We start from the raw sequence: 15,159 nt of genomic DNA on the forward strand, positions 1-15,159 counted from the left end.
GTCCACCCTACGCGGCGCCCGCGGCGGCCGGCCGGGAGTCGTCGTAGCGTGCGCCGCCCGCGCGCACCCAGTCCGCCACCGCCTGTCTGGCATCCTCGGGCGCCGTCACCACGACCTGGCCCGCGAACCTCGCCACCATGCGCTTGAGACCGTGGTAATGCGCCACCCTGACCTTCGTGTGCACCACGTCTCCGTCTTGCACGCGAGCTGCGTCGTCTGGAATGTAGTCGGCGATCAGGGGCAGTGCCGCGGCCGAGACATCGACCGACACGGTCAGGTCTTCCGACGACCCTTGGAACAGCCGCTCGGGCAGCACGATGCGGTCGGCGTGCTCGCTGATCGGCTCTCCGGTGGAGGTGAGACCGTCGATGCGGTCGAGCCGGAATGTGCGAACCGCCTTGCGAAGGTGGCACCAGCCGCGCAGGTACCAGTCATCGTTCACGGACTCGATGCGCAACGGGTCGACCGTGCGACGTTCGGAATCGCCGCGGGCGCTGACGTAGTCGAAGACCAGCTGGGTGCGGCCCGCGATCGCCTCGCGCACTGTCGCGATGGTGTCTCGCAGCGCGGCGGGGGCGACGGCCACCTGTGCTGCGCCAGACGCCGTTCCGCGTTCCAGCTTCGCCATGAGGGATGCCATCGCGTCGCGATCTGCCACCTCTGGGAGTGAGCTGAGGTACTGGAGCCCGGCGATGAGCGCAGCGGCCTCGCGGGCCGACAGCCGCGGCGTGTCGTCGATCGCGACCGTATGCGTGAGCGCGATCCGGTCGTGCTGCTCGAGCTCGTCCCAGTCGATGTCGAACAGGTCGCCCGGAAGGTAGGCGTGCGATTCGCCGGGCAGCCCGGAGACGGCGATCAGGTGAACGGCGTCGCGGATCTGCTTCGGCGTGACGTCGAACGCTTCTGCCGCCTCGGCGACGGGCACGCTTTCGTGGTCCATCAGATACGGGATGAGCGACAGCAGCAGGGCGAGCTTGTCGCGGGCGTCGCGGGGCTGGGCCGAATCAGCCACGGGCATCCACCTCCTCGCTCTGCTGGGAGGTGTGCGCTGCGAGTGCGATGCGAAGACGCTCGCGCACAGCATCGAGGAGACGGGGCGGGGAGACGACACGCACCTCTGGCCCGTAACCGGCGAGTTCGTCCGCGAGCAGTGCCGTGTCGGAATAGTGCACCAGCAGGTGACCGTCTTCTGTGCGCCGGGTGTCCTCGCGTTTGCTCAGCCGCACCCAGGCATCCGTCGCGAGCACGACGTCGAGTTCGGCGAGATTGCGCTCCCAGATCTTCTGCAGCTCGTCGATGGCGTGCGATGCGTAGTCGGTGCCCCTTCTTATGAAGGAGATCTGCGTGACGCGGGGACGCCCGATCACGCGCGAAAGCAGGAACGTGCGCGGGGCATCCGCTCCCCTGTCGTGGGCGTGCAGCAGCCACCGCCCGTGGAACTGCACGAGCGCGAGGGGTTCGACGACGCGCTTGGTCGGCTCGCTCTCCCCCGGCTTCAGATAGTCGAAGTGCACGACCACCCCGCGCTCGAGCGCCACCTCGAACGGCTCGAACGCGGCCTCACGAGTGCGGACCCGCGGTGCGAAACCGACGAGCGGGTCATCGGCCTCCACGCCGAGCGTGCGCAGCTTCATAATGGCGCGACGGGAGTCGGCCGACAGCGATCCCTCCCGCCACACGGTTGCCGCGAGACGCAAGAGGGCCATCTCCTGCGGGGAGAACGTGATGTCGGCGGGTAAGTCGTATTCCGTCTTGGGAATGCGATACCGCAGGCCCTGATTGTTGCCAGGGTCCCCCGGGTCTTCCACGGTCTCCAGCGGAATGCCGAGCTCCCGGATGTCGTCTTTGTCGCGCTCGAACTGCCGCTCCAGGGCGCTGTTGTCGCCGCCCTCCCTGTACCGGGAGTTGTAGCCCTGCACGCTCGAGAGGATCTCGTTCTTCGTCAGCCCGGACTCGGTCGCGACGAGCGTGAGCACGAGTGAGAACAGGCGCTCCTCGACCGAAACCTTCTGTGGTGACACGCAGGCAATCCTAAGACTTCGGTGACGACGGGATGCCGCCGGCCAAGTATGCCACGGCCCGACGCCGCAGGATGCGGCGGCCGTCGGGTGCGCGGCGCTACTTCCAGATGCCCAGGATGTCGATCACGTACGCGGTCGCGTCGCTCCCCGGCGTGACGATCAGGAGCTGGCTGCCCACGTTCTTGCCCACGATCTGCTTGAGCACGCTCGCCGGCGGCGTGAAGCCCTGGAGAGCGCTGCTCGGCCAGACGGTCGGAGAACCGTTCAGCCAGCTCGATGATGCGACGCTGTCCGGGCTGTTCCATGCCACGGCCGTGTAGTTGACCAGCACGCCGCTGGAGCTGTCCAGCTTCTTCACCACCGGCCCGGACCCCTGCTTCAGGATCGCGGTGCGCAGCGCTGTCGGCGCGTCGTGGGATGGGATCTTGATGCCGGGCTGGCCGTTCGGCGCCAGTACGACGGTGGGCATTCCGGGCTGCGCGGGGCGCGGGTCGCCCGTCGCTCGGGACGGGTACGTCTTCTGCAGGTCGACCACGAAAATGGCCGTCGAACCACCCGAGAGGCCGGTCTGCGCCTGAGCGCCGAACAGCTGCGAGACGGTGCCCGTCACGGCGACCCGGGAGCCGATGGTGCTGCAGGCGAGTGCCTTCGCGAGACCGGGCGCCGAGCTGCCCCCGATAAGGAGGTTGAGCTCACCAGGGTCGCCGAGCGGCTTGCCCGTTGCCCCGTTGTAGTACGCGACCTGCCCGACCAGAAGGTCGCCCTTGGCCAGCGTCTGGCCAGAACCGGTCTTGAGGGTGCTCTTCTGGATCGACGACGATTGAAGCGGCTTCGGGAACGACCCGCTCGGCGATCCGAACTCCCCGGATGCCCGCACCAGCTTGGATGCATCGCCCGGCTGCACGCACGAGCTCGCCGACGCCGCGGAGCATCCAGTCAGCCCCACCGCAACCAGAGCTACTGCAGCTAGCGCGGTACCGATGCGGCGACCGCGCGTTCCAGGTGCGGCGGCCGGACGGGCTGGGGTTGTGCGTGGCAGGAGTGTGCGCACGATTCCTCTTTCGACGAGGGACGAAGGGGCTGGGGCGGGCTGGCGCTCCGGCATTCCATGCTAGTCGACGGCTTGATCGCCCTTTGCCGGTTCGGGCTGCTCCGCGACGCCTTCGGCGCCGTGGTCGTCGTGCGGTTCGCCGGCCGGCTCTGCTGCGGGCCCGGCGTCGCGTTCCTTGGCAAGACGCGCGGACTCGGATGCTTCGCGCGCCCTCTTGCGCAGGCTCTTCGGGCTGACGACGCGCTCGCCGAGTGCGCCGGGGGTCCAGGCCTCGACGTCGTCGTCGCTGTATTCGCTCTTGGATGCCCGGCGTTTGAGATCGGGGAGCACGACGCCGGGGGCCAGTCTCCGCGCCGTGATGAGGAATCCGGTGTGCGCGATCATCCGGTGGTCGGGCCGTACGGCCAGCCCCTCGACGTGCCAGCCGCGCACCATCGTCTCGTTCGAGACCGGATGCGTGTACTTCTCGCTTCCGCGGATGGCCTCGGCCACGCGCGACAACTGCGTGACGGTTGCCACGTAGCACAGGAGGACGCCACCGGGTTTGAGGGCCGCTGCGCAGGCATCCACGCACTCCCACGGTGCAAGCATGTCGAGCACGATGCGGTCGACGCTGCCGTCGGCGAGTGTTGCGGGCAGCGCTTCTTGCAGATCGCCCACCGTGAGCGACCATGTGGCAGGAACCTCGCCGAAGAACGTCTCGACATTGCCACGTGCCACGTCTGCGAACTCATCGCGCCGTTCGAACGATGCGAGCCGGCCCTGCGGTCCGATGGCACGCAGCAGCCACAATGACAGCGCGCCCGAACCGACGCCGGCCTCCACCACGGTCGCGCCCGGGAAGATGTCCGCCTGCGCGAGGATCTGGGCGGCATCCTTGGGGTACACGATGGCGGCGCCGCGAGGCATGGACATGACGAAGTCCGTGAGCAGCGGACGCAGCGCAAGATGCTCGACGCCGGCCTCGTTCACCACGACAGAGCCGTCCGGCTGCCCGATGATGGCGTCGTGCGGCAGCGGTCCCTTGTGCGTGTGGAACACCTTGCCGGGGACGAGCGTGATGGTGTGCAGGTGGCCCCGTGGACCCGTCAACTGCACGCGGTCACCGGCCCGGAACGGACCAGAGAATGCTGGCGACGGATGCTCCGTCACGCCGCGCGCTCCTCGAAGAGTGCGACGAGATCGGCGTAGCCCTTGCCTTCGAGCGTCGGCCACAGCGTGTGCTCGTCACTTGCCGGAAGCGGGATCATGTGCGGGACTCCGATCGCAACGGTCCCTGCTGCGACCGCCGAGGCGAGGCCGTTCATCGAGTCCTCGATGGCGACGCAGTCGCGTGGGTCGACACCGAGGATGCGTGCCGCGTCGAGATAGGCGTCGGGGAACGGCTTCGGACGCTCCACGCGGTCTCCGGTGACGAGGGTGTCGAAGGCCGGGAACGGGATCTGCGAGACGACCTGCTCGGCCATGCCGAGCACCGACATGGTCACGAGAGCCGTCTTGACGCCGTGCTCACGGACGTCGGCCAACAGTTCCTTCGCGCCGGGCCGCCACGGAACGCCCGTCGTTTCGAGCTGATACTGCACGCGCTCGGTGAGGGTTGCGACGATCGTGTCGGCGTCGAGGTCGACGCCGTGCTGCTGGAACACCCGTGCGGACTCCCAAAGACCGGACCCGACCAGGGTGAGGGCGTCGTCGTGCGTCCAGCTTCCACCGAACTCGGCAACGAGTACGGTCTCCGCCTCCATCCAGTACGGCTCGGTGTCGACGAGGGTGCCGTCCATGTCGAAAAGGACTGCGGCAGGAGCGGCGGAGATCACGAGCATCGAGTCTATTGCCGCTGCGCGGCGCAAAGGCTCAATCGGGTCGGCCATACGAGCGAGCTCGTGCGGCTCTCCCCTCAATCGCCTCTATTGCCGCTGCGCGGCTCAAAGGCTCAATCGGGTCGGCCATTGAGCAAGCGACCGGCGGTGTAACCGAGTCGGCATAGCCGCGTCGGCGCTGGTGTCGCGGCGAAGGCCCACTGGGTCTTCGCTCCCAGCTCCAGCGCGCGTGCGGCCTATTCTGGGTAGACGCGCCCGCGAGGGCGAACAGCAGACGAAAGCGACAGCGTGAGCAACGACAGCGGGATCTTCGACGGACGCATCCTCGTGGTGGCGTTCGAGGGGTGGAACGACGCGGGCGAGGCCGCGAGCGGAGCCGTGCGCACCCTGAAGGAGGCGCTCGAGGTCGTTCCTGTCGCGAGCATCGACCCCGAGCTGTACTACGACTTCCAGTTCAACCGTCCGATGCTGGCTGCCGATGACGAGGGCAGGCGTCGTCTCGAGTGGCCGGGCGCCGTGGTGTACGCCCCGGTCTCGCCCGGCGTGCACATCGACCCGCTCGATGACGAGTCCGGCGAGCACGCCAGCGGCAGCGGGGTCGGCAAGCTTTACCTGCTGCTGGGCACAGAGCCGTCGCGAAGCTGGAAAGCGTTCACGACCGAACTCATCGACGCGGCGCTCACTGCCGGCATCGACGGGATCGTGCTGCTCGGTTCGATGCTCGCGGATGTTCCGCACACGCGTCCCATCTCGGTGTTCGCATCGAGCGACAACCCACAGGTGCGCACTGACCTGGGAGTCGAGCGGCCGACGTACGAGGGGCCCGTCGGCATCCTCAGCGTGCTTGCCGATGCTGCTGAGACGGTGGGCATTCCCACTCTCTCGCTGTGGGCATCCGTGCCGCATTACGTGCACAACTCGCCCAGCCCCAAGGCCATGCTCGCCCTCATCGAGAAGCTCGAGCAGCTCATCGACGTGACGGTTCCTCGTGGCGATCTCGTTGCGGATGCCGCGGCCTGGGAGAGCGGCATCGACGCGCTCGCCGCGGACGACGAGGACATGGCCGCGTACATCGAGCAGCTCGAGCAGGCCAGAGACACGGTCGACTCCCCGGAGGCGAGCGGTGAGGCGATCGCCCAGGAATTCGAGCGCTATCTGCGCCGAAGGGGCGACAAAGGCGATGGGCGGGCCGACGGTCGCGGAGAGGGCAAGGGTCCGGACGAGCCTTGGCGGCGCGAGTAGCCGCTACAGCGCGATGCCCAGCAGGGCGTCGACGAGCGATCGGATGAGGGCCGGATCGTCCACGCCGTCCCGCGCGGCCTGGTCTACGGCTGCGACCGCTCCGGGAGTGTCGAGATCGTCGGCGAGACGGTCGCGAACTCGCTGCAACACATCGAGGGCAGCCCAACCTCGCGGGTTCGGCTGGATGCCGCGCCAGGCATCCAGCCTGTTCAGGGCGTCTTGCAGACCCTGTTCCGTCCACTCCCACTCGTCGCGGTAGTGGTGCGCTAGAAGCGCGAGCCGGATGCCGTCAGCGGGCACGCCGCGCTCCCGCAGCTCCGATACGAGCACGAGGTTGCCCAGCGATTTGCTCATCTTCTCGCCCTGGTAGGCGACGAGGCCGGCGTGGCTGTACACCTTGGCGAGCGGATGTCTGCTGAGCGCCGCCGCATGACCCGCGCTCAGGTCGTGGTGGGGGAAGATCAGGTCCGCTCCCCCGCCCTGAACGGTGAAGTCGTGCCCGAGGTACTTGAGAGCGATGACGGAGCATTCGATGTGCCAGCCGGGTCTGCCGCTGCCCAGCACGGACGGCCAGCTCGGCTCACCGGCTCTCGCTGCACGCCACAGCAGCGGGTCGAGCGGATCACGTTTGCCGGCGCGGTCGGGATCCCCGCCTCGCTCGGCGGACAGTGTGAGCATCTGCTCGCGATCGAGGTTGCTTTCCTCACCGATGCGCCACGGGCTCGTATGCCCCGCCTCGGCCACGTCGAAGTACACGTCGTCGGTTTCCGCGTCGGCCGTGGGCACGCGGTACGCGGTGCCCCGTTCGAGGAGGGTGGCCACGGCATCCGCGATCTCATCGATCACCTCGGTGACCGCGACGTAGTCCTGCGGAGGCAGGATGCGCAGCGCCGCCATGTCGTCGCGGAACAGCTGAATCTGCCGGTCCGCGAGTTCGCGCCAGTCCACGCCGCTTTCCACCGCGCGCTCAAGGAGCGGGTCGTCGACGTCGGTGATGTTCTGCGCGTAGTGCACCTCGACGCCGGCATCAAGCCAGGCCCGCTGCAGCGTGTCGAACGCCAGATAGGTGTTGGCGTGACCGATGTGGGTGGCGTCGTACGGCGTGATGCCGCATACGTAGAGCCGGGCGACGACGTCGTTCGGCTCGGAGCACAGCAACCGGTTGGTCGCCGTGTCATGCAGATGCGGCGCATGGCCCGCGCCGGGCAGATCCGGCACCGACGGTCGGGACCAGGACTCAGGCATTGAGCGCACCCGTAGCGAGCAGGATCATCAGCAGCACCCCGAGAGCGATGCGGTAGACGACGAACGGCAGGAAGCTGCGGCGAGAGATGTAGCGCATGAAGAAGGCGATGACGAGCAGCCCGACAGCGAAGGCCACGATGGTTGCCCCGAACGTGTCGACTGCGTTGAAGACCTCCGGCGTGCACGCGTGCGCGACGGCTGCGTGAGAGCCTGCGGCGCAGGGATGCTTGACCGACTTGTACAGCTCGTACAGTCCGCTTCCGAAGACTGCGGGCATGGCCAGAAGGAAGGAGTATCGTGCGGCCGCGCTGCGCTGGTAGCCCATGAAAAGTCCGGCGGAGATCGTACCGCCCGAACGCGAGACACCAGGTACGAGAGCGAGGGACTGTGCGAGGCCGTACACGGCCGCGTGGCCCCAGGTGAGCTCCGAGATGCGGCGGGTGCGCGCGCCGTAGTGGTCCGCGATCCACAGGACGATGCCGAACAGCACGAGCATCGCCGCCACGATCCACAGCGACCGGAAGGTGGTCTCGATGGCGCTCTGGAACAACAGCCCGAGGATGACGATGGGAATGCTGCCCACGATGATCATCCAGCCGAGGCGGGCATCCGGGTCGTTTCTGGGGATGCGGCCGAACAGGGCGAGGAACCACCTGGAGACGATGTGCGTGACATCGCGCCAGAAGTAGACGAGCACGGCGACTTCGGTGCCCAGCTGGATGATCGCGGTGAACGCCGCGCCCGGGTCGGCTCCTGTGCCGATGAGCTCGCCGACGATACGGATGTGAGCACTCGAGGAGACGGGCAGGAACTCGGTGAGCCCCTGTACGAGCCCGAGGATCAGCGCGTTGACGAAGTCCATTGCAACTTTCGGTCGGTAGGGCGGCCAGAAGGCGGCTCGGTCAGTAGGTGGAGAGAAGATGCCGGAGCACGGTACGGCCGAACACAAGCGCGTCGAGCGGAACCCGCTCGTCGACGCCGTGGAACATCGCAGGGAAGTCCATGTCCGCGGGAAGCCTGAGCGGCGCGAAGCCGTAGCCCGTGATGCCGAGCTTGCTGAGGGCCTTGTTGTCCGTTCCGCCCGAGAGCAGGTACGGCAGCACGACGGCCTCGGGGTCGTTGTGCAGCAAAGCTCCCGTCATGGCGTCGACCAGCGGGCCCGCGAACGGAGCCTCCAACCCGATGTCGCGGTGCACTATCTCGATGTCGACGTCGTCGTCGACGAGTTCACGCACCTTCAGCAGAGCGTCGTCTTCTTCGCCGGCCAGCGTTCGGATGTCCACCAGTGCCTCAGCACGCTCCGGCACCACGTTGTGCTTGTAGCCCGCCTTCAGGAGCGTGGGATTGCTCGTGGTGCGCAACGTCGCCCTGATGAAGCCGGATGCCGTTCCGCTGCGAAGCACCACCTCGTCGGGTCCCAGCTCCACTGGGTCCACTTCGAGCAGTCGGGCGAGCTCCCCCACGAGCTGAGTCGTGGTGCCGGTGAGCCGGACCGGCCACTCATGAGCTCCGATCGCGACGACCGCCTTGGCGAGCGCCGTCACGGCGTTCTCCCGCACCATGCGGGATCCGTGAGCCGCCCTGCCGCGAGCGATGAGGCGGATCCAGACCAGCGACTTCTCTCCCGTCTGCAGCAGATAGGCACGCGTGCCGGCCACGTCGACGGAGTACCCGCCGACCTCGCTGATCGCCTCCGTTGCCCCGTCGAACACCTCAGGATGCTCGTCGACCATGAAATGCGAGCCGAACAGTCCGCCGTCTTCCTCGTCGGCGAAGAACGCGATCACGAGGTCGCGCTCTGGAGCCTCCCCCGCCCGCAGGATGTCGCCGAGCGCAGTGAGAATCATGGCGTCCATGTTCTTCATGTCGACGGCACCGCGACCCCAGAGCAGCCCGTCGTGGATCTCGCCCGCGAACGGGTCGAACGTCCAGTCCGACGGATCGGCGGGAACGACGTCGAGGTGCCCGTGCACCACGAGCGCCGGCTTGCTTCGGTCGCGCCCTTCCACGCGCGTCACTACCGTCGTGCGGCCGGGACGCGACTCGTAGGTGCGGGGGTTCAGCCCGAGTGACGTGAGGTGCTCGCTCACGTAGGCTGCGGCATCCGTTTCGCCTTTGGCCCTGCCCTCGCCCCAGTTGGTGGTGTCGAAGCGGATCAGGTCGCGAGCGATGCGCGCTGTCTCTTCTATGTCCTGCCCGGCTCCCGATCCGCGCGCGCTGACAGTGGCGTCGTCCGGGGTGGTCATGGTGCAACGCTACCCGGGACTGGCGAACGGCGACCAATCGGATGCCCGAGCGCACGCCGCGCGTCGCAGCTGTGTTGTGCACTTTCTGTCGGTCGAACGCGGTCTCCGACACCGCGAAGCGTCGCTCGACGGGAGCTGTTCCGAGAGCGGGTCGCAGGAGGTGAAGGACGGCCCATGCGGCCGTCTACAGGCGGGCGAGAGCGGTCCGGAATCGTGCTAATGTCTTACGTCGGCGGCTGATTCGTCAGCTTGCAGAAGTGCGCGCGGGTGGCGGAATAGGCAGACGCGCTAGCTTGAGGTGCTAGTGCCCGATTAAGGGCGTGGGGGTTCAAGTCCCCCCTCGCGCACAAAACGAAGAAGGCCGGTCCGAAAGGACCGGCCTTCTTCGTTTTGCACGCGTGCGGGTCGCCGCCAACGCCCTGGGTGGGCCCCAGGTGCTTAGGGGACCCGCGCGCCGCGTGTGTCTACCTCACCAGCCGAGTTCGCCGTCATCCTCCTGGAAGGTACCCGTGGGGCCGTCCTTGCCGATGTCGGCCATCGCGGCGACGATGCGTGCGCTCTCCGCCGCGGGACGACCCGGATGGTTGCCCGGGTCGCCACCGCCCAGCTCCGTCGCGGTGATGCCGGGTTCGACCGCGTTGAACTTGACCTCGGGAACTGCCTTCGAGTACTGGACCGTGATCATCGAGACGGCAGCCTTGCTCGATCCGTACACGACGGAGGGATAGCTCGACGCCGGCCTCGACGGCTCGTGCACTGCCCAGAACGACCCGAGGGCGCTCGATACGTTGACGACCACGGGGTTGTCCGACCTGCGCAGCAACGGCAGGGCAGCCTCGGTCGTGCGGATGATGCCGACGGCGTTGGTGTCGAACACCTCGAGGGCGCTCGGTCCGTCGAGGGCTTCGCCACGGCCATCCTTGGTGCGCTTCGCGATGCCGGCATTGTTGACCAGCACGTCGAGGCCACCCTCCGATTCGATCTTCGCGAACGCCGCGGCGACAGATGCGTCGTCGGTGACATCGAGTTGCACGAAGCGCGCGCCGAGTTCCTCGGCCGCCGCCCTGCCGCGTTCCTCGTCGCGTGCTCCGATGTACACCGTGTGCCCGAGCGCGATGAGCCTGCGAGCGGTTTCCTTGCCGAGGCTCTTGTTCGCCCCGGTGATGAGTGTTGTTGTCATGCTTCGAGGTTCGCGCCGTTGCGCCGAGGTAGGCAGTCGTCCCCTTGTCGTAGGAACGACAGGGCCAGGCAAGCGCGCGGTGATCGCAGCAGACTTGGGGAATGGACGATGAGGATTTCGGTCCGGCCCTGCGTCGCTGGCGTGATCGTGTGGAGCCGGACGCCGTCGGCATCCCCTCAGGCGGCCGTCGTCGCGCCGCGGGCCTTCGGCGTGAGGAGCTCGCTGGCCTCGCCGGAATCTCGGTCGACTATCTGACCCGGCTGGAACAGGGGCGTGCAACCTCACCATCAGTGCAGGTGATCGAAGCCCTCGCCCGGGCGCTTCGTCTCTCCGACCCCGAGCGGGAGCTGCTCTTCAGGCTCGGGCGTCAGGCGCTACCGGGGCGCGAGCTGGTGCCGTCAAAGGTGCCGGCAAGCGTTCAGCGGCTTTTGGATCGACTTGCCGGCAACCCGATCGCGGTCTACGACGCCATGTGGAACCTCATCGTCACGAACGCCGCCTACGAAGCGTTGACGGGGGCATCCGCATGGCGAGGCATCGAGCGCAACGGGGTGTGGCGCAATGTGGTCGGCCCCGGCCCCGTCGCCGAACTCAGCCGGGAGGAGGCGGCGGAGCAGCAGGAAGGGATCGTGGCAGACCTGCGCCTCACGGCGGCGAAGTACCCGAACGATCCGCGGCTGCAGCGACTCGTCGCCGAGCTGAGGAAGCAGAGCCGGCGGTTCGAGCAACTATGGGCTTCGGGTGAGCTGCGTGCGCACGAGGACGGATCCAGGCACAAGTTCGTCGAGCATCCCGAGGTGGGTCGCATCGGGCTGGACTGCGACACGTTCATCGTGGCCGGCGACGACCTGAGGGTCATGGTCTACTCGGCGGAACCGGGCACGGAGGATGCCGATCGCCTCGCCCTCGCCGTCGTGCTGGGAAGGCAGACGATCGCCGCCGAGCACTGAGCTGGTGCGATCAGGATGCGATGGGCTCGATCAGCGACGCGTCGTCGGGATCGGCCGTGCGGGAGTTGTTGACCTTGGGGTCGACCTCGTAGCCGCTGATCGTTGCGGCCATCCTTTCGGATTCGGCGGTCAACAGCTGCACCAGGTGCTGCTTGCCATCGTCATCGAGCTTGTCCGGGGTGAGGAACTCCTCCCAGACATCGCGCTCGAGGAAGACCGGCATGCGGTCGTGAACCTCCCCAGAGGCATCCCTGGCCGGTCGGGTGATGATCGCCGTGGAGACCTGCCAATCGTCGCCCACCTTGCGCACCGTGTAGATGCCGGCCGCCGCGAGAAGCCCACCGTCGGCCGAGTGCAGGAAGTGGGCGCGCTTGTGACCGGGCTCTCCCGTCCATTCGTAGTAGCCGCGCATCGGCACGATGGCTCGTGATGAGGCGAACGCGCCCTTCCACAGCCCGTTGCTCGTGACCGTCTCGATGCGGGCGTTGAAGTTGGGACGCTTGGATTCGCGCATGAAGGCCGGATGGAAATCCCAGACGGCTGCGTCGATGCTTCGTTTCAGCTCGCCCGTCTGCTTGTCGACGCGTTCTCTCACGATGGGCACGACGTCTGTCGGGGCAATGGAATAGCTCGGTCGCCAGTCCTGGTAGTCGCCGCCGGCGGCGACGAACTCCTGGATCAGTTCATCGACATGGTCGTCTAGAGCGAATCTTCCACACTGGTCCAGCCTCTCACCTGCCCCCGACAGTCGCATCGCCGCACTCCCCCGTCGCCGTGTCGGGGGCGTTGCCTACGGTTGGACCGGTCGGAACTCTCAATGTGGATCACGGCGGCGGATGCGCCGATCTCGGGATGCTTTCGTGCGGAGTTCCGGCAGCTTAGGCGGTGCCACCGACATAGCGTATCTTCGAAGAAGAAGTCGCGAACGACACGCCGATGGTGTTTGACAGTCTCGAACATGCGTTCGAAACTGTAGGGGTGACTCTTCTGCTTTCCGATCCCCCGGCGGAGTACCCGCCGTCGGTGAGGCGAGCGCGGGCATCCGTCTCGTACGAGGGCCGGAGTGCGAGAAACGCGGCTGCAGGAGACATCGCAGACCTCACGGCCGGAGACACCGCCGTCGAACGCGCACGAGCCGACCTCGAGCGTCTGCTCAGCCTGCGCTCGCGCATGGGCGAGCTGGAGAGCACCCGCGTCGACGATGCCGTGCTGCGCACCCATCCGGCGTTGGCGCAGCTGCTCCCCGGCGGTGGCCTGCAGCCTGGTGGCGTCTACTCGGTGCAGGGAGCGACCTCGCTGGTCATGGCGCTGCTTGCCGCACCGAGCGCCGAGGGCGCATGGTGCGCAGTGGTGGGGATGCCTGCATTCGGCACAGAGGCGGCAGCACGTCTCGGCATCGACCTCGACCGGTTGGTGCTGGTGCCGCAGCCAGGCGACCGCTGGTTCAGCGTGACCGCAGCGCTCGCCGATGCGGTGAGCGTGGTCGTCACCGTTCCCGGGTCGAGGGTCGGTGAGGCGGAGGCGGCCAGGCTGGCTGCCCGGCTGCGGCAACGTCGCACCGTGCTGCTCGTGTGCGGTGCATGGCCGCGGGTGGATGCCAGGCTCGGTGTGGCATCCAGCAGCTGGACCGGAGTCGGCGAGGGCCATGGGTACCTTGCCTCCCGTGAGCTCACCGTCGCCGCGCAGAGCAGATCGTGGGGGCGGGAGCGGAGGGCCAGGCTGGTGCTGACCCCGGATGGGCGGCTGGCGGAGACGTCTCAGCTAGATGGGATTCCCGTGCTGAAGGCGGTGGGGTGAGCATGCGTGCGGCCGACCGGGAAGCATCCTTCGCACGCGAGGACACGCGGCGGAGCATCGTGCTGTGGTGCCCGGACTGGCCCGTGCGTGCTGCGGTGGCCGCAGGACTTGCTGAGGACGGGCATCCGATCGCCCTCATCGACAAGGGTGTCGTGTTCGCGGCTTCTGTCGCCGCCAGGCGGGAGGGAGTGCGACGCGGCCTGCGGGTGCGCGAGGCGCAGGCCCGCTGCTCGGCGCTCACGGTGCTGCCGTACGACGGCGCCGTCGACCAGCGGGAGTTCGACCCCATGCTGACGGCGATCGAGCAGGCGATTCCCGGTGTGCAGCCGGTTCGGCCCGGGCTGTGCGCGCTTCGTGCTCGCGGACCTGCTCGGTTCTACGGTGGCGAAGATGCAGCGGCCGGCGAGCTGCTGCGCGTCGCCGCCGAGCACGGTTCCCCCGACGCATGCGTGGGGATCGCCGACGGCCCGTTCGCGGCAGAGCAAGCCGCGCGGGCCTGTCTCCGTGTCGCATCGGGAAGTCGCACACTGATCGTCGAACCAGGTCGCTCCGCCGAGTTCCTCGCTCCGCTGCCGGTCGACGTGCTCGGTGATGCCGAGTACGTCACGCTGCTGCACCGGCTGAGCCTGGACACGCTTGGCGACGTGGCGAGGCTCGATGCGCTGGAGCTCGAGGACAGATTCGGCGAATTCGGCATCCGCACCCACGCCCTGGCCAACGGCACCGAACGCGTCGCGGTCGTGCCGCGCGAGCCGCAGGCCGTGCTGGAGCGGACGATCGAGTTCGAACCCGGGCTGGAGCGCGTGGACGAGCTCACCTTCGCCTTCCGTCGCACGGCCGACGACTTCGTGGCGGCCCTGACCGCAGCGAAGCTCGTCGCCACCGCGATCACCGTGCTGGTGCTGGCGGAATCGGGGGCGGTCAGCGAACGCACGTGGCTGCATCCGCGGTGGTTCACGGCATCCGATGTCGTCGACCGGGTGCGATGGCAACTGCAGGGTGCAGGCATCGACAGCGGACTGGACTCCCCCGTCGTGCAGGTGACGGTGACGCCGGAGTCGGTCGACGCCGTGAGCAACCACGAGGACGGCCTCTTCGGCGGCGGCCCTGACGAAGGTGTGCACCACGCGCTCTCCCGGGTGCAGAGCATGCTCGGCCACGATGCCGTCGGCACTCCGGCGATCAGTGGCGGGCGCATGCTCGCAGATCGCTCCGTGCTCGTGCCGTGGGGCGACCGGGCGAAGGATGCCGTGGGTCGTGAAGCCGGGAAGCCGTGGCCTGGATCCCTCCCACCCCCGCTTCCGGCCACCGTCTACTCACCGCCGGTGCGATGTGCTGTGACCGCGGCATCGGGTGCATCCATCGACGTGGACGAGACGGGGGTGCTCACCGCGGCTCCGGCGGGCTTCTCCCCCGCGCTCGGCAAGGCTCCGACGCGGGTGACGGCGTGGACCGGACCGTGGCCGGTGGAGGAGCGCTGGTGGGATCCGGATGCCGCCCGCAGCCTGCACCGCCTGCAGCTCGTCGACGAGTCCGGTGGTGCCTGGCTGCTGCTGCTCGAGCACGGCGAATGGATGCTGGAGGCCCGCTATGACTGAAATGGCGCG

At 67.9% G+C, this 15,159-nt stretch carries 14 protein-coding genes and 1 tRNA gene; 5 read left to right on the forward strand and 10 right to left on the reverse strand.

Annotation, left to right across the window (positions count from 1 at the left end):
- Positions 1 to 7: 7 nt before the first annotated feature.
- The 5 genes from ACO2Q7_RS00850 to ACO2Q7_RS00870 form a co-directional block, all read right to left on the reverse strand.
- A complete protein-coding gene (locus ACO2Q7_RS00850) occupies positions 8 to 1,012 on the reverse strand; it encodes a helix-turn-helix transcriptional regulator (protein WP_423353758.1) in 1,005 nt (334 codons plus the stop codon).
- Positions 1,005 to 2,021 carry a helix-turn-helix transcriptional regulator gene (locus ACO2Q7_RS00855; RefSeq protein ID WP_423353759.1) on the reverse strand — a complete coding sequence of 339 codons (1,017 nt, stop codon included), beginning with the start codon at positions 2,019 to 2,021 and terminating at the stop codon, positions 1,005 to 1,007. Before ACO2Q7_RS00855 ends, ACO2Q7_RS00850 begins: the two co-directional genes overlap by 8 nt.
- Positions 2,022 to 2,118: 97 nt before the next feature.
- Positions 2,119 to 2,925 (reverse strand): peptidylprolyl isomerase, encoded by an 807-nt coding sequence (locus ACO2Q7_RS00860; RefSeq protein WP_423353760.1) that lies wholly within the window; start codon positions 2,923 to 2,925, stop codon positions 2,119 to 2,121.
- A 207-nt stretch (positions 2,926 to 3,132) separates the two neighbouring features.
- Positions 3,133 to 4,224, reverse strand: coding sequence for a tRNA (adenine-N1)-methyltransferase (locus tag ACO2Q7_RS00865; RefSeq protein WP_423353761.1), 1,092 nt, complete (start codon positions 4,222 to 4,224; stop codon positions 3,133 to 3,135).
- The gene (locus ACO2Q7_RS00870) at positions 4,221 to 4,889 is read right to left on the reverse strand and encodes an HAD family hydrolase (protein ID WP_423353762.1); all 669 of its coding nucleotides are present in this window, start codon (positions 4,887 to 4,889) and stop codon (positions 4,221 to 4,223) included. The genes ACO2Q7_RS00865 and ACO2Q7_RS00870 overlap by 4 nt, the downstream gene beginning before the upstream one ends.
- Positions 4,890 to 5,180: 291 nt before the next feature.
- Here ACO2Q7_RS00870 and ACO2Q7_RS00875 point away from each other — a divergent pair, with 291 nt between their 5' ends.
- The gene (locus ACO2Q7_RS00875) at positions 5,181 to 6,134 is read left to right on the forward strand and encodes a PAC2 family protein (protein WP_423353763.1); all 954 of its coding nucleotides are present in this window, start codon (positions 5,181 to 5,183) and stop codon (positions 6,132 to 6,134) included.
- A gap of 3 nt (positions 6,135 to 6,137) precedes the next feature.
- Here the strand turns inward: ACO2Q7_RS00875 and mshC are convergent, their stop codons facing one another.
- From mshC to ACO2Q7_RS00890, 3 genes are read right to left on the reverse strand one after another with little or no spacing between them, the layout of a single operon-like run.
- Positions 6,138 to 7,379 (reverse strand): cysteine--1-D-myo-inosityl 2-amino-2-deoxy-alpha-D-glucopyranoside ligase, encoded by a 1,242-nt coding sequence (mshC, locus tag ACO2Q7_RS00880; RefSeq protein ID WP_423353764.1) that lies wholly within the window; start codon positions 7,377 to 7,379, stop codon positions 6,138 to 6,140.
- A complete protein-coding gene (locus ACO2Q7_RS00885; protein ID WP_423353765.1) occupies positions 7,372 to 8,241 on the reverse strand; it encodes an undecaprenyl-diphosphate phosphatase in 870 nt (289 codons plus the stop codon). The genes mshC and ACO2Q7_RS00885 overlap by 8 nt, the downstream gene beginning before the upstream one ends.
- Positions 8,242 to 8,281: 40 nt before the next feature.
- A complete protein-coding gene (locus tag ACO2Q7_RS00890; protein ID WP_423353766.1) occupies positions 8,282 to 9,625 on the reverse strand; it encodes a M20/M25/M40 family metallo-hydrolase in 1,344 nt (447 codons plus the stop codon).
- Between the two features lie 261 nt (positions 9,626 to 9,886).
- Between ACO2Q7_RS00890 and ACO2Q7_RS00895 the strand changes: the two genes are divergently transcribed.
- Positions 9,887 to 9,972: transfer RNA gene (locus ACO2Q7_RS00895), tRNA-Leu, on the forward strand.
- Positions 9,973 to 10,094: 122 nt separating this feature from the next.
- Here the strand turns inward: ACO2Q7_RS00895 and ACO2Q7_RS00900 are convergent.
- Complete coding sequence (locus tag ACO2Q7_RS00900) at positions 10,095 to 10,805, reverse strand: SDR family NAD(P)-dependent oxidoreductase (RefSeq protein ID WP_423353767.1); 711 nt, start codon at positions 10,803 to 10,805, stop codon at positions 10,095 to 10,097.
- A gap of 101 nt (positions 10,806 to 10,906) precedes the next feature.
- On the opposite strand from ACO2Q7_RS00900, the gene ACO2Q7_RS00905 reads away from it, so the two are divergent.
- Positions 10,907 to 11,755 carry a helix-turn-helix transcriptional regulator gene (locus tag ACO2Q7_RS00905; RefSeq protein WP_423353768.1) on the forward strand — a complete coding sequence of 283 codons (849 nt, stop codon included), beginning with the start codon at positions 10,907 to 10,909 and terminating at the stop codon, positions 11,753 to 11,755.
- 10 nt (positions 11,756 to 11,765) lie between these two features.
- Here ACO2Q7_RS00905 and ACO2Q7_RS00910 read toward each other — a convergent pair whose 3' ends face one another.
- Entirely contained in the window at positions 11,766 to 12,509 is a 744-nt protein-coding gene (locus ACO2Q7_RS00910; protein ID WP_423353769.1) for an SOS response-associated peptidase, read from the reverse strand.
- Positions 12,510 to 12,733: 224 nt separating this feature from the next.
- Between ACO2Q7_RS00910 and ACO2Q7_RS00915 the strand changes: the two genes are divergently transcribed.
- Together ACO2Q7_RS00915 and ACO2Q7_RS00920 are read left to right on the forward strand one after the other, a co-directional pair.
- On the forward strand, positions 12,734 to 13,552 hold the full coding sequence (locus tag ACO2Q7_RS00915) for a hypothetical protein (RefSeq protein ID WP_423353770.1): 819 nt from the start codon (positions 12,734 to 12,736) through the stop codon (positions 13,550 to 13,552).
- A gap of 2 nt (positions 13,553 to 13,554) precedes the next feature.
- Positions 13,555 to 15,150 carry a DNA polymerase Y family protein gene (locus tag ACO2Q7_RS00920; protein WP_423355925.1) on the forward strand — a complete coding sequence of 532 codons (1,596 nt, stop codon included), beginning with the start codon at positions 13,555 to 13,557 and terminating at the stop codon, positions 15,148 to 15,150.
- The last annotated feature ends 9 nt before the right edge of the window (positions 15,151 to 15,159 follow it).

The organism is Rathayibacter sp. KR2-224 (genome assembly GCF_049446075.1).
Taxonomy (GTDB): Bacteria; Actinomycetota; Actinomycetes; order Actinomycetales; family Microbacteriaceae; genus Humibacter.